Annotated in this window: 20 protein-coding genes and 1 rRNA gene; 9 read left to right on the plus strand and 12 right to left on the minus strand. The window is 38.8% G+C overall.

The annotated features are described in order from the left end of the window. The first annotated feature begins 29 nt into the window (after positions 1-29). Positions 30-1,760 carry a hypothetical protein gene (locus tag AC1M9L_RS04960; protein WP_481591501.1) on the plus strand — a complete coding sequence of 577 codons (1,731 nt, stop codon included), beginning with the start codon at positions 30-32 and terminating at the stop codon, positions 1,758-1,760. A 34-nt stretch (positions 1,761-1,794) separates the two neighbouring features. Here the strand turns inward: AC1M9L_RS04960 and niaP are convergent, their stop codons facing one another. The 4 genes from niaP to AC1M9L_RS04980 all read right to left on the minus strand — a co-directional run bounded on the left by niaP (position 1,795) and on the right by AC1M9L_RS04980 (position 6,071). Next, positions 1,795-3,114: a niacin transporter NiaP gene (gene niaP, locus AC1M9L_RS04965; RefSeq protein ID WP_481591502.1), complete on the minus strand. Its 1,320-nt coding sequence runs from the start codon at positions 3,112-3,114 to the stop codon at positions 1,795-1,797. A 143-nt stretch (positions 3,115-3,257) separates the two neighbouring features. After that, positions 3,258-3,902, minus strand: coding sequence for a trimeric intracellular cation channel family protein (locus tag AC1M9L_RS04970; RefSeq protein WP_035268119.1), 645 nt, complete (start codon positions 3,900-3,902; stop codon positions 3,258-3,260). A gap of 61 nt (positions 3,903-3,963) precedes the next feature. Next, a complete protein-coding gene (locus AC1M9L_RS04975) occupies positions 3,964-4,431 on the minus strand; it encodes a YchJ family protein (protein ID WP_481591503.1) in 468 nt (155 codons plus the stop codon). 53 nt (positions 4,432-4,484) lie between these two features. After that, positions 4,485-6,071, minus strand: coding sequence for a TerC family protein (locus AC1M9L_RS04980; protein WP_481586709.1), 1,587 nt, complete (start codon positions 6,069-6,071; stop codon positions 4,485-4,487). Between the two features lie 349 nt (positions 6,072-6,420). Between AC1M9L_RS04980 and AC1M9L_RS04985 the strand changes: the two genes are divergently transcribed. Next, on the plus strand, positions 6,421-7,047 hold the full coding sequence (locus AC1M9L_RS04985; protein WP_481591504.1) for an LOG family protein: 627 nt from the start codon (positions 6,421-6,423) through the stop codon (positions 7,045-7,047). 89 nt (positions 7,048-7,136) lie between these two features. Here the strand turns inward: AC1M9L_RS04985 and AC1M9L_RS04990 are convergent, their stop codons facing one another. Further along, positions 7,137-8,978, minus strand: coding sequence for a choice-of-anchor I family protein (locus tag AC1M9L_RS04990; RefSeq protein ID WP_481591505.1), 1,842 nt, complete (start codon positions 8,976-8,978; stop codon positions 7,137-7,139). Positions 8,979-9,142: 164 nt separating this feature from the next. Here AC1M9L_RS04990 and mdtD point away from each other — a divergent pair, with 164 nt between their 5' ends. The 5 genes from mdtD to AC1M9L_RS05015 all read left to right on the plus strand — a co-directional run bounded on the left by mdtD (position 9,143) and on the right by AC1M9L_RS05015 (position 14,319). Continuing rightward, positions 9,143-10,534, plus strand: coding sequence for a multidrug transporter subunit MdtD (gene mdtD / locus AC1M9L_RS04995; protein ID WP_179998909.1), 1,392 nt, complete (start codon positions 9,143-9,145; stop codon positions 10,532-10,534). A gap of 88 nt (positions 10,535-10,622) precedes the next feature. Next, on the plus strand, positions 10,623-11,387 hold the full coding sequence (locus AC1M9L_RS05000; RefSeq protein ID WP_481591506.1) for a glycoside hydrolase family 25 protein: 765 nt from the start codon (positions 10,623-10,625) through the stop codon (positions 11,385-11,387). Between the two features lie 98 nt (positions 11,388-11,485). Beyond that, complete coding sequence (locus AC1M9L_RS05005) at positions 11,486-12,496, plus strand: MBL fold metallo-hydrolase (RefSeq protein ID WP_481591507.1); 1,011 nt, start codon at positions 11,486-11,488, stop codon at positions 12,494-12,496. A gap of 42 nt (positions 12,497-12,538) precedes the next feature. Continuing rightward, the gene (gene dinB, locus AC1M9L_RS05010; RefSeq protein WP_481591508.1) at positions 12,539-13,600 is read left to right on the plus strand and encodes a DNA polymerase IV; all 1,062 of its coding nucleotides are present in this window, start codon (positions 12,539-12,541) and stop codon (positions 13,598-13,600) included. Positions 13,601-13,965: 365 nt separating this feature from the next. Continuing rightward, entirely contained in the window at positions 13,966-14,319 is a 354-nt protein-coding gene (locus AC1M9L_RS05015) for a RidA family protein (RefSeq protein WP_481591509.1), read from the plus strand. 44 nt (positions 14,320-14,363) lie between these two features. Here AC1M9L_RS05015 and AC1M9L_RS05020 read toward each other — a convergent pair whose 3' ends face one another. Both AC1M9L_RS05020 and AC1M9L_RS05025 read right to left on the minus strand, forming a co-directional pair. Next, positions 14,364-14,909 carry a DUF2726 domain-containing protein gene (locus tag AC1M9L_RS05020; RefSeq protein WP_092767397.1) on the minus strand — a complete coding sequence of 182 codons (546 nt, stop codon included), beginning with the start codon at positions 14,907-14,909 and terminating at the stop codon, positions 14,364-14,366. Between the two features lie 428 nt (positions 14,910-15,337). After that, positions 15,338-17,734: a YgiQ family radical SAM protein gene (locus AC1M9L_RS05025; protein WP_035268131.1), complete on the minus strand. Its 2,397-nt coding sequence runs from the start codon at positions 17,732-17,734 to the stop codon at positions 15,338-15,340. A gap of 326 nt (positions 17,735-18,060) precedes the next feature. Here AC1M9L_RS05025 and AC1M9L_RS05030 point away from each other — a divergent pair, with 326 nt between their 5' ends. Both AC1M9L_RS05030 and AC1M9L_RS05035 read left to right on the plus strand, forming a co-directional pair. Continuing rightward, positions 18,061-19,086 (plus strand): alpha/beta hydrolase, encoded by a 1,026-nt coding sequence (locus tag AC1M9L_RS05030; RefSeq protein ID WP_481591510.1) that lies wholly within the window; start codon positions 18,061-18,063, stop codon positions 19,084-19,086. Between the two features lie 489 nt (positions 19,087-19,575). Further along, positions 19,576-20,118, plus strand: a complete 543-nt coding sequence (locus AC1M9L_RS05035; protein ID WP_481591511.1) for a type 1 glutamine amidotransferase domain-containing protein — start codon at positions 19,576-19,578, stop codon at positions 20,116-20,118. A gap of 40 nt (positions 20,119-20,158) precedes the next feature. On the opposite strand, the gene AC1M9L_RS05040 is transcribed toward AC1M9L_RS05035, so the two are convergent. The 5 genes from AC1M9L_RS05040 to rrf form a co-directional block, all read right to left on the minus strand. After that, the gene (locus AC1M9L_RS05040; protein ID WP_092767432.1) at positions 20,159-20,470 is read right to left on the minus strand and encodes an ankyrin repeat domain-containing protein; all 312 of its coding nucleotides are present in this window, start codon (positions 20,468-20,470) and stop codon (positions 20,159-20,161) included. Between the two features lie 30 nt (positions 20,471-20,500). Continuing rightward, positions 20,501-21,133: a hypothetical protein gene (locus AC1M9L_RS05045; protein ID WP_213032612.1), complete on the minus strand. Its 633-nt coding sequence runs from the start codon at positions 21,131-21,133 to the stop codon at positions 20,501-20,503. Between the two features lie 65 nt (positions 21,134-21,198). Beyond that, positions 21,199-22,548, minus strand: a complete 1,350-nt coding sequence (locus AC1M9L_RS05050) for an aromatic acid/H+ symport family MFS transporter (protein WP_092767403.1) — start codon at positions 22,546-22,548, stop codon at positions 21,199-21,201. Positions 22,549-22,920: 372 nt separating this feature from the next. Further along, entirely contained in the window at positions 22,921-24,171 is a 1,251-nt protein-coding gene (locus AC1M9L_RS05055) for an esterase-like activity of phytase family protein (protein ID WP_481591512.1), read from the minus strand. 231 nt (positions 24,172-24,402) lie between these two features. Further along, positions 24,403-24,517 (minus strand): 5S ribosomal RNA (gene rrf / locus AC1M9L_RS05060). Positions 24,518-24,706: the final 189 nt, after the last annotated feature.

Consider the following 24,706-nt stretch of genomic DNA (forward strand, 5'->3'; position numbering starts at 1 on the left):
CATACGCTCATCGTATGAACGGAACAAACATGCATAATTACATTCCTTATGATCTTCGCTCAAAATTATTTCAAATTGACCCTAATCTAGATGTTCATTGGCAAACGCGTTTAAAAAATATTTTTAATAGTGTTCCCGCACCAATACAAGGTCTGATACAGGAACAATTCCTGACTGCGAAGAATATTTACTGGGATCAACATCGACAATCATTCTCTTTTAAGGGCATTGTTGGTCTTCAGGATTTAAGCAGTCATTTAATCTCACCGAAAATGCGCACTTTGGCTGAAAAGATCGCAGCCACTTTAGAAACGCTGAAATCATATCAAGACGTAATTAAAATCGCCGATTACTTAGAAACTGTACAAAATCAAATTGATCGTATTGAAACAGAAGAAGATCAAAGTTTTCTTAGAGATAAACAACTCCTACGAAAAACTTTTTTATATGATGCTGCAAATATCATCAAAACACTCGACTTAAATGTTCCTGATAATTGCCGACATTTAACAGCTGAAGAAATTCGTACTTTTATTCTTGAAGTTCATATTAAACATCAAATTTTAGGCTATTGGTTCAAAACCATCCTCCCGAGACAACTGAAGCAAATTAGCCATCCATTATTCCAAGACTTTATTATTCAAGAACAAAAAATTCGTGATTTTGATGTGATTGAAAGCAGTCAGTATTTATATCTGGTCGCGACCATTCATGACTTTAGACAGAACCCATATTCTATCCGCCGCTTTTTAATGGAAGAAAAGCTAGGTCTTGAAGATCGAGTTTACCTAAATGGCGTGGTGTTGGATAAGAAACGTTTAAATGATCCAAGTTATTTAGAAGAATTTAAATGGCAAGTCAGTCGAATTATTACGATTCAACGACAGATCACGACTCCTATTTTGGATCTGATGGAAAAATTTCATAACGTCAATTTTGATCTTTTATTACCGTTACTCAAAAAACCGCTCGATGCCTCTGGATTTTCAGTCGAACAAGTCATTAACGAGCGCCTTTTAGATTTCGAAAAAGCTTTAACTCTTGAGATCTTGCAACCTTTTCAATATGCACTGCGTCATTCAATTCGTCACCCTGATGAGTTTGATTATTGTTTTATCAGTATGCATCGTCTGTTCTCTGATATTGCGAGTTTTTATAAAGACTTTTCAAGTGAACCCATTATCGCCTTCAATACTCAAGCTCAAATTTTCGAATATAAAATTTTATCCTATTTAAAATTGATGGAAAAAAGACGACATACTATTTTTGTGAGTTTAGACGCAGAGTCTTATGCGGCAAGTCATAGCAAATCTCAAGCAGCGATTGAGCAAGTTAAAACAATTATTGCCGATGCTCTAGACCAACATAAAGTCAATCAAATTGCTTTCAATCAGAAAAAAAGAGAACTCGAAAGCCAATCAAACAAAGGATTCTTTCAAAAAATGTTTGATAAAACTGAAAAGTTAAAATCGGATCTTGAAGCGCTTAAATTGGCTGGAATTAATAATCGACGAATTGCATATTTAGATCTCGTGAAAGTGCCCAAAAAACATGATGAAACGACGGTGTACCTTGAATTTGAAAGTTTGATTTCAATTAATCAGACTGAGCGTCACTATGCTTTTGTCAATGGCGACAATGGGGTATCAGCTTTGCCTATTTTAATTCAACTCCCTGAAGATAAAGAAAAATTCAATCTTCAGCAAGTGTCGAACACATTACATTTTGACTTAACTAAAGCACGTCAAAAATGGGTCTAAAAAAGAGGAGCTTAGCTCCTCTTTTTTCACAGATTTACATCCCCATAGACTCAAGTGTCTTACCTTTGGTTTCCTCACCGAGCACCAAGATCACGGCTGCAACTGCCAATAATACAGCGGTAAACATCATAAATACTTGGCTAAATCCATTTGAAGCCACCATCATATGGGTAACCACTAAAGGTGCAACAATCCCACCAATACGCCCAATTGCTGCTGCCCATCCTGATCCGAAAGCACGAATATTTGCAGGATATTGTTCAGGCGTGTAGGTATATAAAACGCCCCATGCACCAAGATTAAAGAATGACATCAAGCATCCCCAGAACATGATCATCGCTACGGTATCAGCCTGCCCAAAGAAATATGCTGATACTGCACACATTGCAATAAAGCCTGAAAGCGTCGCTTTACGCCCTAACTTTTCGACGAGCCATGCCGCGACAATATAACCTGGCAATTGTGCTAAAATCATCCCGAGAACATATTCAAAAGACTGCACAATGGTATATCCCTCTTTGACTAAAAGACTTGGTAACCACGTAAAAATACCGTAATACGAATAAACAATCCCAAACCAAATTAACCACAGCATTAAACTGCGCTTAGCGAAACCGCTTGACCATAACTGACCAAAACTGACATTTGAATGTGTTGAAACTGGTTTCACTTCAATTTTTTCGATGACTTCGACACCACACTGTCTCTCGATTTTTTGCACAATCGCGTGCGCTTCATCAATACGACCTCGATTGATCAAGTAAGGAATAGATTCCGGAACTTTTTTTAGAATAACGAAGACATAAAGTGCAGGCAAACCACCCAATAAAAATGCAACATGCCAATCAAATTTAGGGATGACGAAATAAGAAACTAGTGCAGCACATAACCAGCCTAGCCCCCAGAAGCTTTCAAGTAACACAATAAAGCGACCACGAACATGGGCTGGAATGTATTCACTCACTAAAGTCACGGCAACTGGTAACTGTCCGCCTAAGCCTAAACCTACAATAAATCTAAAGATTAATAACCATGTTAAATTTGGTGCGAAAGCACAAAGAGCTGTTGCTATACTATAGATGACCAATGTTGTAGCAAATACTGCTTTACGTCCGATTCGATCCGCCAGTCCACCAGAGAACACCGCACCTATCGCCATTCCCACAAAGCCGATGGATACAACCCAACCTTTTTCAGCAGGCGTCATTTGCCAGTCTTCAGCCATCTTCGCCAAGATAAAGGAAATTAGTCCAGTATCCATTGCATCAAACATCCAGCCTAATCCAATCACCCACAACAAGGTGTAGTGAAATTTACCAATAGGTAAACGCTGTATTCGTGAGATTAAATCCATAGCATGCTCTCTGTGAGGAGTGATTTAAATACAACCAATGACAATCGCTGTTTTCTCAATACTGCTTATTTTTATTTTCTAAAGAACCATATAAAAATGACCGATCACATTATCGGCCATTTTCAAAGATGAGTGTAAAAAGTTTAATTTACATCTTTTGATGACGCCGACTGTTCATCATCATCTTTATAAATAAATTTTGGCATTTCAAGGCCAAAGTAAATTGCGATACAACGCAATGTGAAACCAAAAACAAGAGTAGAAATAATGGTGATATCTTGTGAAAAACCGACTTCGATACAGCCCCAATAGAAAATGACCGCAACAAAAGAAATACTGGCATAAAGTTCGCGACGGAAGACTAAAGGCACATCGTTACATAAGATATCTCGTAAAATACCCCCTGAAACGCCTGTCAATACACCTGCCACTGCACAAACCACGAAACCCTGTTCCATTTGAATCGCAATTTGACAACCAATAATGGTAAAACCTATCAGACCTAAGGCATCTAGAAGTAAGAATACCGAACGTAAATGTCGCATCCATTTTGCGATAAAAATCGTAAATAATGCTGCACAACATGTAAGTACTAGATATTCAGGATGTTTCACCCAAGTTAAAGGATAGTGCCCTAGCAAAACATCACGAACTGATCCTCCGCCCAAAGCAGTCACACAGGCAATAATAATGACACCAAACCAATCCATACTTCGTCGACCTGCAGACAAGGCGCCTGTCATCGCTTCCGCAGTAATCGCAATAATATAAATAACGGTGAGTAACATTGCCCTACTTCCAAATGAGGGTTTTTAATGCGCAATATTCTAAGTTAATTAAAAATTAATTCTAGAGAAATCGCGCACAACATTGCTTAAATTTTTTTCCTGATCCACAAATACAAGGCTGCTTCATCGTCACAGTTTGATCTGTCGTTGGGTCTAAAAAATACCACTGTCTATTGATGAATACGAAATTTGAGGTTTCATGATGGACATGTACCTGATCGACATGTTGGTAATGTGCTTTGAATTCAACTTGAGCATGGGTTTTATCCAGACGAGGTAAATGCTGAATAACCTCTAATTTTAACCACTTATTGCTCATCGCCCAATCCCGAATGGCAGCAATGTCTAAATGACTTTGCTGACCTGATGCTGTGGTACTCACAATATAGTCGATTTCATGTTTAGCGAATGCACTATACCGAGAACGCATGAGCTGTTCAGCACTTTCTGCATCACGCTGACCACGATGTAAAGGTTCACAACAGTGTGTATAAATTCCACGCCCGCAAGGACAATTGAGTTCGGACATCAATATTCCAAAAAAATAGCACCTAATCAGATGCTATTTTAACTGAGTTTAAATCATTCTGATGGGTCTTGTTTTACGATGGGTACAATATGTACTTTTTCGATTTTATGACCATCCATTGTAACCACCTCAAATAGATATCCTTCTGCTTCAAAGGTTTCTCCATTTTCAGGTAAATGTCCTAAATGGAATAAGATATAACCAGACAGCGTAGAATACTGTTCTGACTCATCAACTAAATCACGATCAAGCAATAATGAAATATGACGAATATCAGTTGAACCCTCGAGCATGAGTGAACCATCCTCTAAGCTTTCAACTGCAGTTTCTATTTCATTTTCGTTCGGGAACTCACCGGCAATCGCTTCTAAAATATCAATCGGCGTTGCAATACCCTCAATGGAACCATATTCATTAAGAACAATCGCCATTTGTAATGGTGCCTGACGCAATTGATCCATCACCATTAAGACTTGAGCACTTTCATGCACAATGACAGGCTCACGAATGTGTTTTTCGAAATTAAAATCGCCTGATTCAATATAGTCATTCAAAACGTTATGCGTGAGCACCACCCCAGCAATATTGTCCAGCTCGCCATGTGCAACGATCAAACGTGAATGTTTCATAGAAAGCACTTGATGTTTAATACTTTCAGGATCGTCATTTAAATCGATCCATTCGAGTTCTGGACGTGGGGTCATTAATGATTTGACTGGTCGCTCAGATAAACCTAATACACCTTGCAACATCACGCTTTGGTATACCGCATTCTCATCCGAGAACATTTCCTCTACCAACGCTTGGGTAGCCAAGACATCATCTGTATTTGCCGATTGAGCATCTGCCGTTTTTGACTTACCACCCAGCATACGAATGACAGCAGAAGCTGTTTTAAAACGTAAATCAGTCGTTGTTACCGTTTTTTCTTGGTTGCGGCGCATCAATTGATTTAAAAACTCAATCAGGACAGAGAAACCAATTGCAGCGTATAGATAACCCTTCGGAATGTGGAAGCCTAGGCCTTCGACAACCAATGAGAAACCGATCATCATCAAGAAACATAGACACAGAATCACCACAGTTGGATGCTTATTCACAAAGTCCATGAGGGCTTTAGAGGCCCATAGCATGATTCCTATCGCAATAATTACGGCGATCATCATGACCGAAAGATCTTTGACCATACCGACTGCTGTAATCACACTGTCGAGTGAGAACACTGCATCCAATACCACGATCTGTACAATGACCATCCAAAATGCAGCATGAACAGGATTTTCTTCTTTAACATGAACTTTACTTTCTAGACGTTCATGTAGTTCTAAAGTTCCCTTCATTAACAAGAAAATACCGCCAAAAATCAAAATAAGATCTCGTGCTGAAAACGGATGATCAAAGATATGGAATAATGGATTCGTTAACGTGATAATCCAAGCGATTGACGCCAAAAGTATTAGGCGCATGCCAAGCGCGAGCGTTAAGCCTAAAATTCTGGCTTTATTGCGTTGCTCAGGCGGCAGTTTTTCCGCCAAAATCGCGATAAAGACGAGATTATCAATCCCGAGAACAATTTCTAAAATAATTAAAGTTAAGAGTCCCACCCATGCGGAAGGATCAGACATCCATTCAAAAATCATGAGTTACACTCCCAGGTTTCAGGAAGATGGGATTCATTTAAACCAAAGTGATGAGGCAAAGTTGTAAATGCAGTATTTAAATTTAGAAAATAAATAATATTTTGTTCTATTGAGCGATGTCGATCACTACTCATATTGATGTATTGGTTGCCGAACAGATTTTCAGTATAGAAAAGATTTTAGTGCAATTCACTATTTTTTCGGTGAATCGAGATTGGCTTTATCAATCATTTTAGAATGAAACTACAAAATATTTCAAAAAATTCTTATTTATCTATACAGTTGTCACTTTTCTTGCTTAGATTAAACTGCATGATGAAGTTCATTTAAAAAAGGTGAGTAAATAAATATGAATACAAGCGTTCTTAATAACACCTTAGAGACCGATACATCAGTTAAATCAAAAGCAACTCAATGCCTTATTGCACTTTATTGTGGTTCTCGTTTTGGCAATAATCCTATTTACCAACAAAAAGCCATTGCTTTGGCTGAAAAAATTGCAAGGCAAGGATTTGGCATCGTATATGGTGGTGCAAGTATCGGATTAATGGGACAAGTCGCAGATACAGTCATTGAAAACAATGGTGAAGTTGTTGGTGTTATTCCTGAATTTATGCTTGATTACGAGGTTGCCCATAATCAGTTAACAGAACTTCACGTGGTAAGAACAATGCATGAACGCAAAGCCATGATGGCTGAACGTGCTAGTGCTTTTGTTGCGCTCCCGGGAGGTTTAGGTACATTTGAAGAAATCTTAGAAATCGCAACTTGGGGACAGTTAAATCAACACCAAAAACCAATGATTATTTATAACGTCAATGGATTCTATAATGCCTTGATTGCACAACTCGATCATGCAGTAGAAGAAGGTTTTCTACCTGCTCAACATCGGGCAAAAATCATCGTATGCGAGCATTCACATCAAATCATCAATGCCATCGCAAACATGAAATGCCCTGAACAATTCGTGGTCTAAATTCGACAAGACTTTAAAGCATTACGCATGACGAGTAAAAAATAAAAGAGCCATATGGCTCTTTTATCATACATCTACACGATCAGGCTCTATTTCAACGTGATTTGATACGTTGCTGTAGTACCACTGACTTCATTCCCTACAATCAGTAAAGGCGTACCCGTTGGAGATTCTTTTGCGGAAACAAAGGTTAATCCTTCAGGACCTAAGTCTCCTGCCTGACCTTCCTCGATATCGGCAGTGGTTGCATCAAGTTTTCGCGAATGAATATATTGCACAAATTGGGGTTGGGCAGGATTGGAGATGTCATATACCATCACGCCTCCAACTCGTTCTAAACCAATAAATGCATAAGTTTTCTGGCCGATTTGACCGATCACCACGCCTTCTGGCTCTGGTCCCTTATTGTCACTACGATTATCGCCCCCTGCTTCTTCATGGTTTGCATTAAAGATCTCAGGATGGTGCTGAGCAATATATTGTTCAAAATCATCACCCGAATCCCAAACCAGCTCTAATCCTGTTTGAGCATCATTTTCTGTCCAAATACTGACAGATCGTGCCCCGAAGCTATATAAATGATCGTAAACTAAATTGCCTCGAGCATTGAGTTTAGGTGTGCCATCAGTATTCTTTTGATAACCTTCAGTCCAAGTGATATTCAAACGACCAAGCATCTTGTCTTCACGGCATCCTTTAGCATCGCCATCGATCGCTCCACAATATGCAAAATGCAGAGGATTCAATTCAGCACCTTTCGCCAGTGCTCTTAATTGTGGTGGCAGATCTTCCCCTTGCCGTCTGTCGAAACCATCTTTATGGAATAGATGCTTCGCACGCCATTCTTCAACAAAACCCTTTTTAATATTACCTTGAGCATTCGGATTATCCTTCAATCTCTCTCCCCAATATTCAGGATCATCTTCACCCCAAGCACGAGCATCCCCTTCATTGGCAGTGACAATATACGTTTTACCATTGACTTCGTAACTTGAGATCGCATCTGGCATATATAAGCCACGAACATGCTGCCAAGTTTGAATATTGATCTTCGCAAGACCATTTTCACCATCGGCATCACTGACATCTAAACCATGACCTTGTAAGCCATGATCTTTAAAACCGAGCGGATAAACAGCCATGACTTTGGCATTTAAAACATCCACCTTAGCTAAGGCATTATTTTCCTGTAATGCGACCCATGCAATTTTGCCATCTGCGCTGAGAGTGATGTATTCAGGTTCAAAATCTTGCGCTACTGTTGCATTTGGACCATAAATTCGCACACCTTGATCACGTAATAGCTGTGCTTGACTGTTAAAGGCTTTGAAGTCAGCCGTTTTTGCAACTGGTTTGTTCAAATTTGAGAGATCAATGATTGAAATCGAACCTTCGGGATCAATCGCATAATCATGAGATGGCTCTCCTTCATTCGCCACCAATAAGGTTTTACCATCTGCACTAAAGGTCAGCATATCGGGTAGAGAACCCACTGGAACTTGGGCAATAAAGCTCGAATCATTGGCATTAAAAAGTGCCACGATTCCTGGATCTGTTTTATCTTTGGCTTGTACAGCCAAGGCAACAATTCCATTTTTTACAGCAACACTATTTACTTCTGAGTCTGTTAAATATGATTTAGCATCTAAAGAGCCAATCCATTTAGGTTGCTGAGGTTGGCGATAATCAAAAATATCAACCACGCCTTCTTTTGCGTTTACAACAAACAATCTTTGGCTTTGTGCATCATAGGCAGGTATCTCTGCTGCGCTGACCGCAAAACCACGACTTTCTGTACGACTGAGATAGTTGAGTTCAATTGATTCAGGCGTAATATCTGGTACTGATGTGATATTGTTAGTGTCATCATTACATGCCCCTAGCCCCAATGCACACATTGCGATCACAAGTGCGTTAGACTTTAGCTTCATTTTTTTAATCGTCTTATGATGTTGTTGGCAACAACTCTATGACCATGCGATGACAATGCTGTGACCATTAGATTGCAATTTTGTTGCAAATCCTTCGTAAATAAACCACAAGTGATACTGAGAAACAGTTTTAAAATATTAACTTACTAATATGATCCTACAAGATGAGCAGCACAGCACACCAACCCTTACAGCCTGAGTTTAGATTATTGGTGTTTTTGGTCTCGATCGGCTTTTTTATGCAAGGTCTAGACACAACTATTATCAATACTGCGATTCCTGCAATCGCTCATCACCTCAATGAAGATCCTCTACACATGCATAGTGTCGTGGTGGCTTATGTATTGTCAGTCGCAGCCTGTATTCCACTCAGTGGTTGGCTGGCTGACCGATTTGGTGTCCGAAATGTTTATTTTTCTGCAATTATCATTTTCACTTTGGCATCGCTCGGATGTGCATTTTCTTCTAATTTAAATGAGCTTTTATTTTTCCGAGTGATTCAAGGGATTGGAGGTGCTTTACTGCTGCCAGTTGGGCGTCTTGCAATGTTGAAAATCATTCCTAGAACCCAATTCCTTGCAGCCATGTCTCTGATGAGTCTTGCAGGTCTGATTGGCCCCTTAATCGGTCCTACTCTTGGCGGATGGCTAGTGGAGTACGTGACTTGGGAGTGGATTTTCTTAATTAATATTCCTATTGGACTCATTGGAGTTTTTCTCACATTTAAAGCCATGCCAAATGTGACCGAGACCCATGTTGCTAAATTTGATTTTTTTGGCTTCTTGTTATTAGTCATCGCGATGGTTGGCTTAAGTTTAGGGATTGAAAATTTTGCTAGCCCCTATCTTCCACTATGGTGGAGTATTGTTCTTATTGTGTTTGGTTTATCTGCAAGTGCTTGGTACATGGTGCATGCCCATACCCACCAAAATGCTCTATTTCGTGGGAAACTATTCAAAAATCAAATTTTCGCGATTGGTATTGTAGGCAACTTTTTTGCCCGCTTAGGCGGCAATGCGATGCCTTTTCTTATCCCCTTAATGCTACAAGTTGCTTTTGGTTTTGAACCATTTATTACCGGTTTACTTATGATTCCAACGGTATTGGGTTCACTGGCATCAAAACCGATCATTCGCCAAATTATTCAACGATTTGGGTATCGTCGGGTGTTATTAGTCAATACCTGCCTTATTGGCTTATGTATTGCAAGTTTTGCCCTCACCTCAGCCGAAACACCTTTATGGCTAAGAACATTACATTTCTTCATTTTTGGTATGTTGAACTCACTGCAATTTGTTTCTATGAATACGCTAACCTTAAAGGATTTGCCTCAACAAGATGCTAGTAGTGGTAACAGTTTTCTCTCGATGATTATGATGGTATCTATGAGTATTGGTGTAGCGCTTGCAGGTACACTGGTCAATGTATTCACCGCTTATCTTGGTACTGCACAAATGCAACAGGCCTTCCAATGGACCTTAATTTTAATGGGCTCAATTAACATTATTACCATGTTTATTTTTTGGAAAATTCCGAAAGAAATGGATGATGACTAATGGATATGGATTCTAGATACTGTCACTACCATTTCCGTTTATTCGCGTTATGATATTAATTATATTTTGCACCAAACTTTAAGTGCTCATGAATTCAAAAAATAAGCAGCATATCTATTCGCAGAAGATTATCTTGTGGACTTCCCTTTTAGGTGCAGCCCTGATCGCACTCATGGTCGGATTATTGAGCTTTTTCTTTTTGCCGTTTCAACCAGCAACAGCTCAAGAATATCCAATCAAAGGATTTGATGTCTCACATCATCAAAAAGAAATTCGCTGGTCACAAATTCCCAAAAAGGAATATCAATTTGTCTACCTCAAAGCGACAGAAGGTGGCGACTTTAAAGATCGAAAATTTCAGGATCATTGGCTCAAAGCACGCGAGCATGGTTTTAAAGTCGGAGCGTATCATTTCTATCGACTTTGCCGTGATGGGAAAGTTCAGGCATTAAATTTCATTGATTCTGTGCCACGTAAAGAAGATGCCCTTCCTCCAGTCATTGATTTGGAATACGACAGTAATTGCATCAATACCTATAGCAAAGAACAACTGTTATATGAAATCGATGTTATGCACGATTTGCTGCATCAACATTATGGCAAACAACCTATCTTTTATGTTTCTAAAGCCTTCTATAACATCGTACTTGCGGGTGCTTTTACGGATACCCCACTCTGGGTACGTGAATACACCTCTCAACCTGAATTAAAAGACAATCCAGATTGGATCTTTTGGCAATACACCAATAAAGGCAAAATTAAGGGTATTTCTACACCAGTGGATTTGAATGTATTTAATGGCGATCAAAACGACTGGATAAAATTTCTAAAATTAAATCAAATTGAGCCATAAATCTTAAGGAGTCAGTACGTTACAACTAAAGAGATCTAACTAAAAATAGAGTGCAACTGGGCTCAAGCAAGCGAGTTACGCTTTATAAGGATGACATGATGTCGCTTAAAAAAGGGATTTTAACGGTGATTGGTCTTTTGGCTGTCACGCTCATGGCTGCGTTTTTTTATTTATGGCAACCATCAGGAAAGCTCTCCGAATTTAATCAATGGAAGGCTAAAATAGACCAACCCGTCAGTGAACAAAAATTAAATGTTCGCTTTTTTGGCGTTTCCACATTGCTATTTGATGATGGTAATTCACAAATTCTAATTGATGGTTTTTTTACTCGACCATCTCTCATGAACATTGCTTTACAACGCCTCTCCAGTGATCAAGCACTGCTTCACAATATGATTCAGGACCATGAACTTAAACGCCTCAAAGCCATATTGGTGACCCACAGTCACTATGATCATGCTTTGGATATCTCAGTGCTCGGAAGTTCACTCCCAAAAACTCACATCATTGGTTCGTTGAGTACACTAAATATAGCACGAGGCGGCAAAGTGCCTGAGCATCAATTGAAACTGGCTGTGCCTTTTCAAGCACTACAATTGGGTGCATTTCGTATTACGCCTATTCCCTCACAACATACGCCACCTACAGCAGTGAACAATGATTTAGGTGAAGAGATTCTGCATCCACTGCCTCAGCCAGCACGTTTTTATGAGTTTAAAGAAGGCGGTAGCTTTGACTACTTGATTGAGCACAATAATCACAAAATTTTAGTTAAAGCCAGCACAGGTACGCTTCCTAATCAATTTCAAAAGTTAAATGTAGATGTCTTGTTTTTAGGAATTGCTCAGCTTTCAAAACAATCACCCGAGTTTCAACAGCAGTATCTCGCTGAAACCATTGATCAGTTACAACCGAAAGAAGTCATTCCAATTCATTGGGACAATTTCTTTAAACCACTTTCACAACCTTTAGAGTTTCTACCACGAATAGCAGATCATTCTCCGAAAAGCCTACAACTCGTGATTGATCATGCACAGCATCAAGGTCGAAAGGTGACTTTACTGACGGAGCCTTACGCATACCCAATAATCAGCTCAACGATGCCTTAATTATGGGTTAAAATTAAGGCATCTCATGATTGATTGAACATTTTGCGAAAGATAATTCATATCGATATGGATGCTTTTTACGCTTCTGTGGAGCTTAGAGAGCGTCCAGAATTACAACACTTACCTGTGGTCATTGCATCTCATCACCCACGGGCCGTCGTTGCAGCAGCATCATACCCAGCTCGTGAGTATGGCTTACGTTCGGCCATGTCGATGACAAAAGCCAAAAAACTTTGCCCACAAGTGATCGTCATTGAGCCAAATTTTTCTAAATACCAACATGTGTCAGCCCAAATTCATGAGATATTTCAAAAACATACCAGCATCATCGAACCCTTATCGCTGGATGAAGCATATCTGGATGTCACTGAAAATTTACAGCAGATCCCAAGCGCTACTGAAGTTGCGATGCATATTCGTGATGAAATATTTCAGCTTACTGGATTGACCGCCTCAGCAGGCGTTGCACCAAATAAGTTTTTAGCCAAAATTGCATCTGATTGGAATAAACCGAATGGCATTTGTGTGATCAAACCCAATCAGGTGCAACAGTTCATCTATGATCTTCCACTCAAAAAAATCCCCGGTGTAGGTAAGGTCACACAGGAAAAATTAAAAGCTTTGCAACTCGAAACACTTGGGGATTTACAGCAGGTCGAAGAAAACTTTCTCACTCATCATTTCGGAAAATATGGCAAACAATTATTTCTCTATGCTCAAGGGATCGATGAGCGACCTGTTCAAAGCGAACGCCAAAGACAGCAAATTTCCAAAGAAACCACGTTTGATGAAGATCTTTTTTTAAACCAATGTGATCAATTTTGGACTTCACTGCTTTCTTGTGTTTGGCAAAATCTTCAAAACAAGGACATGATCGCTAGAGGTATCAGCGTCAAACTCAAACTTAAAAATTTTCAAGTTTTACAACACTCTAAAAGCTTTAAACAACCTTTCAATCACATAGAGGATTTGCAACTGGCACTCAAATTATTGTTAATGGAAATGAATATTCCTGATGAATATCAGTTTAGACTCATTGGTGTTGGGGTGTATCAACTTTCAGAAAAACAACAAGACACGCAACTCAATTTATTCGGATTGTAAATTTCGTCTAGTTTTCATGCAAAAGAACAAAATTAAGTCAATTTTTTTCGCCTTTTTTTCCTTTTTAGAGTAATCTAATCGCGCAATACATTTACCCATGTGTCTGCTGAGATGTTGTTAGAAGACCTATATCTAACACATTTGTCCTGTGATTGGCGTGACAATCCATCCGAATATTACAGGGCACTCTAATCTGAATGGGTTACAATGTCTTTTTCCTCCAAATATTTCTGATCTCCTCCCATAAAAATAAACTTTCAGAGATACAGCAATTAAACCGAATTCATAGTTCCAATTCCCCTATACTTTCTAAATCCTATACGGCATTTCATAATCTATATTTATATCTATAAGGGATGAGCTTTATGTCTGTTCAACGTTTACACGTTCAAAAACGTTTTTCTGAGGTTGCTATTTTTGGTCACTTCGTTCATCTGGCAGGTCAGTTAGCAGAAGATACGTCTCTCGACATTCGTGGACAGTCACAACAAACCTTTGACATTATTGACCGTTTATTGGCTGAAGCAGGTACAGATAAAAGCCATATCATGTCTGTGACAATTTATCTAAAAGATATTGACAAAGATTATGCAGCATTCAATGAAGTTTGGGATGCATGGGTTTCTGATATTCAAGCTCTACCGCGTACATGCGTAGAGGCTAAACTGTATCATCCCGATGTTCTTGTTGAGCTAACGGTAATTGCCGCGAAACCTTGATAAAAAAAAGCATGCCTGAGCATGCTTTTTTATTTCAAAGATGATTAGCTAAATGCGCGAATATCTGCCAATCGCCCAGCACTATACTTTTCTAATTTATGCTCAATCACGGATTCATCTCCCCATTCAATTGGCATATCCTCAGTGTATTCATCCAAAAAATCACGTCTTAACTGCACATATTCTGGGACAGCATGGTAAGAGATCACTTTGTATCCCGCGGTTTCAAGTAATGCATTTTGAAACTGTAAAGTATGTCCACGCTTGAATGAAAATTTATCTTCTAAACTGACAATGGCAAGAACTTTACAATCCTTATTCATCACCACAAAATCAGCAAACATTGACTCATATTTACGGCGTGTACGCGGTAACTTTGTGGTCAGTAAGGCGTCAAAAGAGACATGTGCCAAAATATGCGCATTTGGCATGATTTCTTTAAGACGATTGAAAGTTACTTGCTGATAGGGGCTAAACACTGCTCTTTGACGGAGCATGCTATCAGAGGGTTGTTGATGCTTTAATCCTTTATAAGCAATGAACAACACCACAGCGAGTATGATCACACTCGCGATGATCATGATATCCATGACTAGTATCCTTATTTGAATTCTTATCGTTAATTTCTTTTTTAAACTACTTCAAAAAACACAACTTTTATTATTGTTTCATTATGCTGATGTTAAACATCGCATAGTCCAAGTGAAAAGCGCTCCAGACCAAGCTTATATTAAACATGTTCTGCACTTATTGGCTATAGTTTAAAACATGAACCACATCACACTATTACATAATTGTTGGACAATGATGAAAATTTCATTTGAAGATAATACAATATCACCTGAAATGAAAAACTCAAAACCTCACTAAACTACTAATTTAAATGATTATTTTAAAATAAAAAAGAGACTTACCCAAATCAAGGCCAATATTCCGATAAAATGAGCATCATCGAAAATATTGTATAGAAAATGTTCAAAAAAGGACGCCGCAGCGTCCTTTTAAAAGAAATTATCATTTATGCACGAGACTTGGGTTTGGATTTACCCTTAGGTTTCCCCTCGCCAAAAGGTTTTTTGCGATCTCCAGTTTCACGTGGTGGCAAACCAGTGTGCTGTGTCAAGATTTGGCCTTTCTTCGGACGATTATTTTGTCCTTGTGATTGACCACGATTAGCGGTTTGACCCGTACGTTTTTGTGAATCACCTGCAACAGTTGAATTTTTCTTACGTGCAGATTGATATTGACCATCCGTGCCCTGAGGCTGATACGTCGGAATCAAATGTTGCTTAGAATTACCAATTAAGTCCTGACGACCCATTTCTTTCAAAGCTTCACGCAGTAAAGGCCAGTTATTTGGATCATGGTAACGTAAGAAAGCTTTATGTAAACGGCGGCGTTTTTCACCTTTTACAATGTCGACATCTTCAGTATAACGTGCCACTTTCGCAAGCGGATTTTTACCGGTGTAGTACATGGTGGTCGCAGTTGCCATTGGTGATGGATAGAAGGTTTGTACTTGGTCAGCACGGAAACCATTCTTTTTCAACCAAATTGCAAGGTTCATCATGTCGTAATCGGTTGTACCCGGATGCGCCGCAATAAAGTAAGGAATAAGATATTGTTCCTTACCTGCTTCTTTACTAAAACGATCAAACATTTGCTTAAAGCGGTCATACGTCCCAATACCCGGCTTCATCATTTTATTGAGAGGGCCTTTTTCGGTATGTTCAGGTGCAATCTTTAAGTAGCCACCGACATGATGCGTGACTAATTCTTTGACATATTCAGGGTTCAATACTGCAAGGTCATAACGTAGACCCGAACCGATCAAAATCTTTTTAATACCTGGTAAAGCACGAGCTTTACGATATAACTGCGTAAGAGGTGCGTGATCAGTATGCAAGTTTTGACAAACACCTGGGAACACGCACGATGGCTTACGACAGTTCTTTTCAATTTCTGGATCTTTACATGCCAAACGATACATATTGGCTGTCGGACCACCTAAGTCCGAAATAATACCTGTAAAGCCCGGCGCCGTATCACGAATCTTTTCAACTTCACGTAAGATCGACTCTTCAGAACGGTTTTGAATAATTCGACCTTCATGCTCCGTAATCGAACAGAAGGTACAACCACCAAAACAACCACGCATGATGTTCACAGAGAACTTGATCATGTCAAACGCTGGGAAACGCGCATCGCCATAAGATGGATGTGGTAGACGTGCATAAGGCAAGTCGAACACATAATCCATTTCTTCTGTGGTTAGTGGGATTGGCGGTGGATTAATCCAGACATCACGCTCACCATGCTTCTGCACGAGTGCGCGCGCATTCCCTGGATTGGTTTCTAGATGCAAAATACGGTTTGCATGGGCATAAAGCACTGGATCATTGGCAACTTCTTCAAAAGAAGGCAGACGAATCACAGCCAATTCACGTGGTGGCAATTTATGTTTAATCGCCTTAGATGATGGCTGTAACTGCACGATTTGCGTATCTGCATCCAAATTGTCGCCTTCACGAACAATCGGATTGCTGACCACTTCTTTTTGGAAATTCTGATACTGCGTTAAGCTGTTGCCTTTGTCTTTCTCAATTTCACAGCCATCAATATCTTCGGTCATCACATATGGATTGATGATTGGATCAACACGGCCTATGGTATCGACATCATTTGATGCGATCTCAACAAATTTAGCTTTCGCTGCACGGTTATGCTTATTAATAATAAATGCAGTACCACGAACATCAGTAATGTCTGTAATTTTTTCGCCTTTGGCTAGACGGTGCATCACTTCAATGATTGAGCGTTCACCATTACCATACATCAATAGATCGGCTTTTGAATCCATTAAAATAGAACGACGAACTTTGTCAGACCAATAGTCATAATGCGCGATACGACGTAATGAACCTTCGATACCGCCTAGCAGAACAGGAACATCAGGGAACGCTTCACGACAACGTTGACAATAGACTGTTGCTGCACGGTCAGGACGTTTATTCGGTTGGTTATCTGGAGAATAAGCATCATCTGAACGGATCTTACGGTCAGCCGTATAACGGTTGATCATAGAGTCCATGTTACCTGCCGATACGCCCCAAGCAATATTTGGTTTACCAAGTACACGGAATGCTTCAACATTCGTCCAGTCTGGTTGGGCAATAATACCAACACGGAAACCTTGCGCTTCAAGCACACGGCCAATGATACCGGTTACAAATGATGGATGATCGATATAAGCATCACCACAAACAAAAATAAAGTCACAACTATCCCAACCGAGTTGGTCCATTTCCTCGCGTGACATCGGCAAAAAAGGCGCGGGTTCAAAACAAGACGCCCAATATTTGTCGTAATCAAACAACGCTTTTGGCGCAGTCTGAGCGGTATAAGCAGTAGACATGGCTAGCAATTCTCGGCTGGCAGATGGAAGATCAAAAATTAGATCAAAGATGAAAGCCGATCATTTTACCATGAATTCAACTCAACTTGCTTGATTAAAAAACAATCAAATACAACTGCTTAAATTTTCTATTCATCACTGATGACCTAAGACCTGTTTCTGTACATTTAACATACAACCAAATCTAAACAAAAAATAATATGCATTTAATTTCAGCAACTTGAGCTTAGCAATTGACTCAATTCCTTTACGACTGATGATTTGGGTAATAAACAAAGTTGCTTTTCATTTTTATAGTGTTTGAAAAAAATGAAAGGCGTTTAATCGTGCTCAAAATAATACTCACAACCGTTACCACTATGATGGCTTTATTACTTTCTAATTTGGCTTGGACTCAATCTAAAATTCCACAGTCTTACCAGCAACAAGCAGCTTGGCAACAATTACAACAAAGGCTCCCTTCGAAATTTCGTATCAACGACCAAAACAAACCACATGAGTACTACTGGAGTTGGAATAATTACCGTGTACATGTCGATGCTTATCCCAATACTAAAGCGCCAGCCAAAGTCATTTTATTACATGGCGTAGGTACAAATGGTCGTCAGATGAGTTTAATTCTTGGGCGTCCACTTGCCCAAAAAGGGTATGAAACCTTCGCATTGGATTTACCCGGTTATGGTCTGACACAATATCCTTCAAAAAAAGAAATTCGTTATGATCATTGGGTGAAATTGGTCAATGATTTTGTGAACGAACAAGCGCAAAAAGATGATCGTCCTATTTTCCTTTATGGACTCTCAGCAGGTGGAATGCTCACGCTACATGTGGCCATGCAGAATCAACATGTCGATGGCATCATCGGAATGACGTTTCTCGATCAAGAATTTAAAGACGTTCAAAAAGGAACTATGCGTTTTAGTGCTCTAAGCCCTATTCTTTTGCCAAGTATGAAAGCAGTAGCGCATACTCCTTTGAAGCAAATCACCTTACCTATGTCCTTGGTTTCAAAGATGTCAAAACTCACCAATGACCCTGAAGCCTTACGCATCATGTTGGCAGACAAAACATCTGCAGGTAATAGCATGAGCGTGGAATTTTTAAACAGCTATATGCATTACCAAAAACCATATCCTTTGACTCAGTTTAATCAAGCACCTGTGTTACTGACTCAACCTGAACAGGATCAATGGACTCCTTTAAAATTGAGCCAACCTGTTTTGAAACAGTTGAAAGTACCTTATCGTGTGATGAGTTTACAAAATGGCGGGCACTACCCTGTTGAGCAACCTGCATTAGATCAGCTGGTAAAATACAGTGATCAATTCATTCGTGAAAATTTACAACGCTAAATTGATCTATTGAACGATAAATGAATCACTTAGATTGTTTTGTAAGCATTTTCCTACAATCATCTCTTCCATTGTCGGCTATGCATATCAACGACACTGCACTATTCTTAAACCATCAGGAAACAGGAAGTTTCCCAAACAAAAAACAACAATAATAAGTTTGAGCATCAGGACGTGAGGTACGACAGGAGTTATACCTAAAAGCAGCCGATACGAAGAAAAGCCCATCAGGAAGATGGGCTTTTCTTTTTCTTAGACGTAGAATTTTTTAAGCACACTACACGTTGTCACGCTTGTAAAACAATTATTCATCATGCTTTTTCGCTTTCACAACACTTTCATGCATTCCATTTGTTAGTTTTAAAGTGTGTCACGCAACAACTCTGACTGTAATTTCCAAAGTGCAAGCAACTTATGCTGTTCCTACAATACGGAATAGCCTAGTGCAAACGGCTTGCATACAAAATTTTAAAGATTGAGGATGTGAACATGGCAAAAGCTTTATTTATTACTGCAAATTTTGGTGTTGAAAAAGATGAATTAATCAAACCCTTAGCATTTTTAAAATCAAAAGGGATTGAAACCTATCATGCTGCTGAAGAAAAGAAATCTGTTCAGACTGTGGTTGGGGATCAAGAGCCTTCTGATCAAGTTCAACCTGATTTAAGCTTCGATGAAGTCATCGCAAATGACTATGACATCCTGATTATTCCTGGGGGAACGGTGAATGCGGATAACTTGCGAATTCATCCACAGGTTCAAAAAATGATTCAAATTTTTGCTGACCATCAAAAACCAATCGCAGCTATTTGTCATGCGCCTTGGACATTAATTGATGCGCAACGTATCAAAGATAAAAATCTGACGTCTTATAAGTCAGTAAAAATTGATTTAGAAAATGCAGGCGGTAAATGGGTCGATGAAGAGGTGCATCGTTGTAATACTGGCGGTTGGCCGCTCATTACTTCACGTTGTCCTGATGATATTCCTGCATTTAATGAAGCCATTTATAAAGAATTGACGCAGTCTTAAAAGATTAAAACCCCTTTTTAGGGGTTTTATTTTGTATGTTTTACAGACTTTTTAAGTAATCTACGATTTCTTGCTCGCCTGCCATTTCAGCGAGTTCTAATGCAGTAAATTGACCTTTATAAGCAACATTTGCACCTTTTGCGACTAGCAGTTGTACTACATCTAAGTACCCATTCTCTGCGGCTGCTTGAAGTGCGCTATAACCTTCATCATCAATTTGGTTTACATCAGCTCCGTTGTTTAAAGCTGTTTCAACTTCTGTGATTTCGCCTAATGAAGCCCAATAGATGAGTTCAGGAAGATGAAGTTCGCTATCATCGTCAGGGATTGGGGAGAATGAGTTAAGTTTCATGTCTTGTTCCATAATGAAAAATTCGTTTTTTCATTTAGTTTGAGTAGATAAATATAAGTCTTTCATTTCTGCTGAATCAGACATAAACCATTCTATCATTTCCCAATTATCTAATTCAGTCGAAGCATTACCCATGCTTTTTCTAATTGCCAATAACATTTCAGATAACAAAGAAATCCAGACTGATGTTTGGACTAACACATGCTCAGGGGAATTATCTTTCATCTTGTTATAAGAATAAGCATGCTGCATCAAGGCATTGTAAGCACGAATTACCGAATCATCAGCAACTAATGAAAGCTTAAAAGCAATTTTACGATAGTCTACACTCAGCATTCTTCCGATACTTAATTGATCCTTAGTCTTTCCCTTATATTTTGGATCTGAATTAAAGATAGCATCACTTGTGAACATAATGATGAACGGCTCTAATAATAAATTATATGTTTCAATTCTATCTACATGTAATTTATCTTCTAACTCTTTAATGCGTTCTAAATTTTTTAATTCTAAATCTGTATTTTTTTCGACATTATTTTTTATATGCCATCCAACGCCAGTTAATGCTAAAACTAGCAAAGGTGTTAATGTATTACTTAAAGCCACAACATAATCTATCCAATCTTTTTCCATATCAATGATAATAATTTTAAATATTATCATTATATTAGCTCCTGCTACTTTAATAAAAAAGCCCCCTTACGGAGGCTTTTAAATCATTCAATTATTTAAGCTTTGGCAATACTTGGCTGACTTGAACCAATCTTTTCAGATTCACTTTCATTCATAATCAGAGCCACTGCAATTGCGGTAATCAACACAGGTAAACCTACTGCCATAAAGTTAAAATGCGCTGGTAAGTTCATCCCTAGTAAGCCACCAATCAAGATTGGACCTACAATTGCTCCCATACGACCAATCGCAGATGACCAGCCAATCCCTGTTGAACGAACTGCCAATGGATAGTACTGAGCTACGTAGCTATATAACAACATCTGTGAACCAATCGATGCAGCACCTGCCAAGAACACCAAGATGTAAAGTAACAGCATATTCGACTGGAAGCCCATTAAGCTCATCACAATCGCACCCATTAAACCTAAGAACATCAATACTGGTTTTAAATGGTAACGGTCTGCCAAGATACCACCGCCAACGATCCCCACTACCGCACCAACATTCATGACCATCATGAACATTAAGCTATTATCCATTGAGTAGCCCGCAGCCATCATCAATTTCGGTAACCAGCTGCTGAGAGCGTACATGGTTAATAAGCATGTAAAGAATGCAACCCAGAACAACAATGTATTTACAGCGCGACCACGACGGAACAAGCTGACAACAGTTGCCGATTCAGGCTCATCTACTTGATCCAGCTCGAAAGTTGTATCTTTCTCAACTTTTACTTTAGGTTCAATCTTCGCCACGATTTGACGAGCTTCTTCCTGACGATTTTCTTTTACGATGAAAGTTAAAGATTCAGGTAAGAATTTCCAAATAATTGGAAGTAAAAGTAATGGAATACCTGCGATAAAGAACATGATTTCCCAACCAAAACTTGGTGTAAACCATGAACCTAATAATGCAGCCATCACACCACCTACCGCATAACCACTAAACATAGTGGTTACCAAGGTGCTACGCATTTTTTGAGGTGCATATTCTGAGGTCAAAGCCACAAGGTTTGGCATAACACCACCAATCCCTAAACCTGCCAAGAAACGCAAAATACCGAACTCAGTTGGATTGGATGCAAAACCACCCGCAAAGGTTAATCCACTGAATAAAATAATACAGATCATAATGACTTTTTTACGGCCAATCTTATCTGCTAAAGAACCAAAAATCATTGCGCCAAACATCATCCCTGCAAGTGCAGTACTTGCGAGCATGCCTGCTTGAACAGCACTTAAACCCCATTCATCCATCAATAATGGTAAAACTACGCCATTAATTGCTAAGTCATAACCATCAAACAGGATAATGAGTAAACACCAAGCGACAACATTGAAGTGAAATGGTGTGAATTTAGCATGGTCAATAATTTTATTGACGTTCATTGCTTGCTGTGACATTCCTCACCTCCTGTGAGAGATCGTATTTCAATAATCTTTAAGCACGATCCAACCAACTTTGAATTTAATTGTTGTGAGCGACGCATCAAAATCGTGTGCTTAAAGTCTGTGAGGTAAATTTCACATAATTCTGTGTTAATAAAAATTGAACGTTAGTCTAAAATCCAATCAAAATTAGGCTTTTTATCTAAATATCGCATTAGACCAAAGTTAGTTTGACTTATGAAAATCAGTGTTTCCATCATTTTATTGGTGAGTAATGATGATATCTCGCTCAAATACGAATTTATTAAAGTACTTATTTCATTATTATATTTTTCACTTAATTTAATAAAAAACCTCATAGATCAAAATCTATGAGGCCTTGAACAATTAATATAACTTTTTGTCTAATTTAATCTGAATAATTTCATTATCATCTGCAAGTTTTGCATTACGTCCACTTGAACCTGGAAAATTATTGTCATTCAACACTGTGATTAAATCAGGTCCTTCAATCACAATATCTTCAATGGTAAAGAATGGAAAACCGAAACGCTCACCCGTCATAATATCGCCCTCACGTGGCGTACCATACAATAAATTTGGATTCGCAATATCCATTAAATTGACCAAGTCCATCTTATTAACCAACTGCTTCGGTTCATTCAGTTGTATTCGAACTAATTTCTTAAAACCACCAATATTATTTTCAGTATCATCACGCTCAATCACAACACCTTCATTTTGAGTAAATAACTGGAAATCACCAATTGCTGTTGCTTTAGGGTCGAGCTCAAAATAGTAATGGTCATTTGTATATGCTTTTTTAGAAATATCAAATTTTGAAATTAATAAATGTCTTTGCGCATTCTTGCTTAATGGTTTTTCCAGCATTGGATATAAATATTGACCATCTGGAGAAATAGCCATGCCTTCAAATCCACCACTTCTTTGCACGAGCGCATTTTCTATTTCAGCCGCACTTTGATGAAGTTGATTTTGTGGAGATCGAAGCTCTTCTCCTTCTTTTTCAGGATGAGGCAATGCAATCGGAGCACTCTTTAAGACACCATCAGCACTAAAATGCAGTAAAAATGGACCGAATTCATCTCCGATCCAAATATCACCATTTTTATCACGCTGTATAGATTCCGGATCAAAATCAGCACCTGTTAAAAGGCGTTCTGGCGTACTCTCATTGACAATTTTGAACGGTACTAACTTATTCGGATCACGAAGCTGTATATGAGACAGTACTTTAACGTTATTTGAGTTGGTCTTAGCAGTTCTAAAATCTACTGAAATATTATAAAGGCGCAATAGATAGTCTGCTGAGTTATCTTGTGCCCCAAATCCATTATCAGACATTACAAGATACGTTTCATCAGCATTTTTTAATGCCCCAGAAAATCCTTGAACTGGCTGACCTTTAAATGGCGGATAAATACCGTTTGCACCTTTCACATAAAGTCCTGAATCTGGTCCATCGGCATAGGTAGCCACATCAAGCTTTGCAAATGAAGCAAGTGTGGGTTCCTTTATCTGATTTTGTTGATCTGAGGTGATCTTATCATCAGAATCATTACAACCGCTAAGGGCTAAAAATGACAATAGCACTGTGCTTAAAAGTGTCTTGTTCATAAATCCATATGTATCACTTAATTAAGGACTCATGATTAAACGGCATGATGGTGTCATTCCTCTGACAGATCAATGAAGATTTGATGAAGGCTTATATTATTAGTTCCTCACTATATAAAAATCTTTATCAGTAAGTTATATGATCCATTTCCCTTTATTTTTATATCTTTATTTCAATTTATATATATAAAAAAACACCCCCTTGTATTGAAGGGGGTGTTTAGAATAATGAGCTGGCGATGACTTACTCTCACATGGGTAACCCCACACTACCATCAGCGCTAAGAGGTTTCACTTCTGAGTTCGGGAAGGGATCAGGTGGTTCACTCTTGCTATTGTCGCCAGCACAACTGTTGTGACTTTGCTTGGGTCTTATTCGCATATATTGTTTGCGTGCCTTTGCTTGGTCAAAGAAGTTATTAACAGCTATTTGAGTTGCTTTAGTTTGTGCAGTTTAGCGTTTTATCTAACTAAATCAAGTTATTTGTCATGATTTGAACCACAACACCAACTGTTTGGGTGTTGTATAGTCAAG

Source organism: Acinetobacter sp. ANC_7511 (assembly GCF_056779975.1).

Bases quoted from the DNA above. Each gene is read 5' to 3' on its own strand.
- AC1M9L_RS04960 (WP_481591501.1), top strand. From the start codon at position 30: ATGCATAATTACATTCCTTATGATCTTCGCTCAAAATTATTTCAAATT.
- niaP (WP_481591502.1), bottom strand. From the start codon at position 3,114: ATGGATTTAATCTCACGAATACAGCGTTTACCTATTGGTAAATTTCAC.
- AC1M9L_RS04970 (WP_035268119.1), bottom strand. From the start codon at position 3,902: ATGTTACTCACCGTTATTTATATTATTGCGATTACTGCGGAAGCGATG.
- AC1M9L_RS04975 (WP_481591503.1), bottom strand. From the start codon at position 4,431: ATGTCCGAACTCAATTGTCCTTGCGGGCGTGGAATTTATACACACTGT.
- AC1M9L_RS04980 (WP_481586709.1), bottom strand. From the start codon at position 6,071: ATGATTTTTGAATGGATGTCTGATCCTTCCGCATGGGTGGGACTCTTA.
- AC1M9L_RS04985 (WP_481591504.1), top strand. From the start codon at position 6,421: ATGAATACAAGCGTTCTTAATAACACCTTAGAGACCGATACATCAGTT.
- AC1M9L_RS04990 (WP_481591505.1), bottom strand. From the start codon at position 8,978: ATGAAGCTAAAGTCTAACGCACTTGTGATCGCAATGTGTGCATTGGGG.
- mdtD (WP_179998909.1), top strand. From the start codon at position 9,143: ATGAGCAGCACAGCACACCAACCCTTACAGCCTGAGTTTAGATTATTG.
- AC1M9L_RS05000 (WP_481591506.1), top strand. From the start codon at position 10,623: ATGAATTCAAAAAATAAGCAGCATATCTATTCGCAGAAGATTATCTTG.
- AC1M9L_RS05005 (WP_481591507.1), top strand. From the start codon at position 11,486: ATGTCGCTTAAAAAAGGGATTTTAACGGTGATTGGTCTTTTGGCTGTC.
- AC1M9L_RS05015 (WP_481591509.1), top strand. From the start codon at position 13,966: ATGTCTGTTCAACGTTTACACGTTCAAAAACGTTTTTCTGAGGTTGCT.
- AC1M9L_RS05020 (WP_092767397.1), bottom strand. From the start codon at position 14,909: ATGGATATCATGATCATCGCGAGTGTGATCATACTCGCTGTGGTGTTG.
- AC1M9L_RS05025 (WP_035268131.1), bottom strand. From the start codon at position 17,734: ATGTCTACTGCTTATACCGCTCAGACTGCGCCAAAAGCGTTGTTTGAT.
- AC1M9L_RS05035 (WP_481591511.1), top strand. From the start codon at position 19,576: ATGGCAAAAGCTTTATTTATTACTGCAAATTTTGGTGTTGAAAAAGAT.
- AC1M9L_RS05040 (WP_092767432.1), bottom strand. From the start codon at position 20,470: ATGAAACTTAACTCATTCTCCCCAATCCCTGACGATGATAGCGAACTT.
- AC1M9L_RS05045 (WP_213032612.1), bottom strand. From the start codon at position 21,133: ATGATAATATTTAAAATTATTATCATTGATATGGAAAAAGATTGGATA.
- AC1M9L_RS05050 (WP_092767403.1), bottom strand. From the start codon at position 22,548: ATGTCACAGCAAGCAATGAACGTCAATAAAATTATTGACCATGCTAAA.
- AC1M9L_RS05055 (WP_481591512.1), bottom strand. From the start codon at position 24,171: ATGAACAAGACACTTTTAAGCACAGTGCTATTGTCATTTTTAGCCCTT.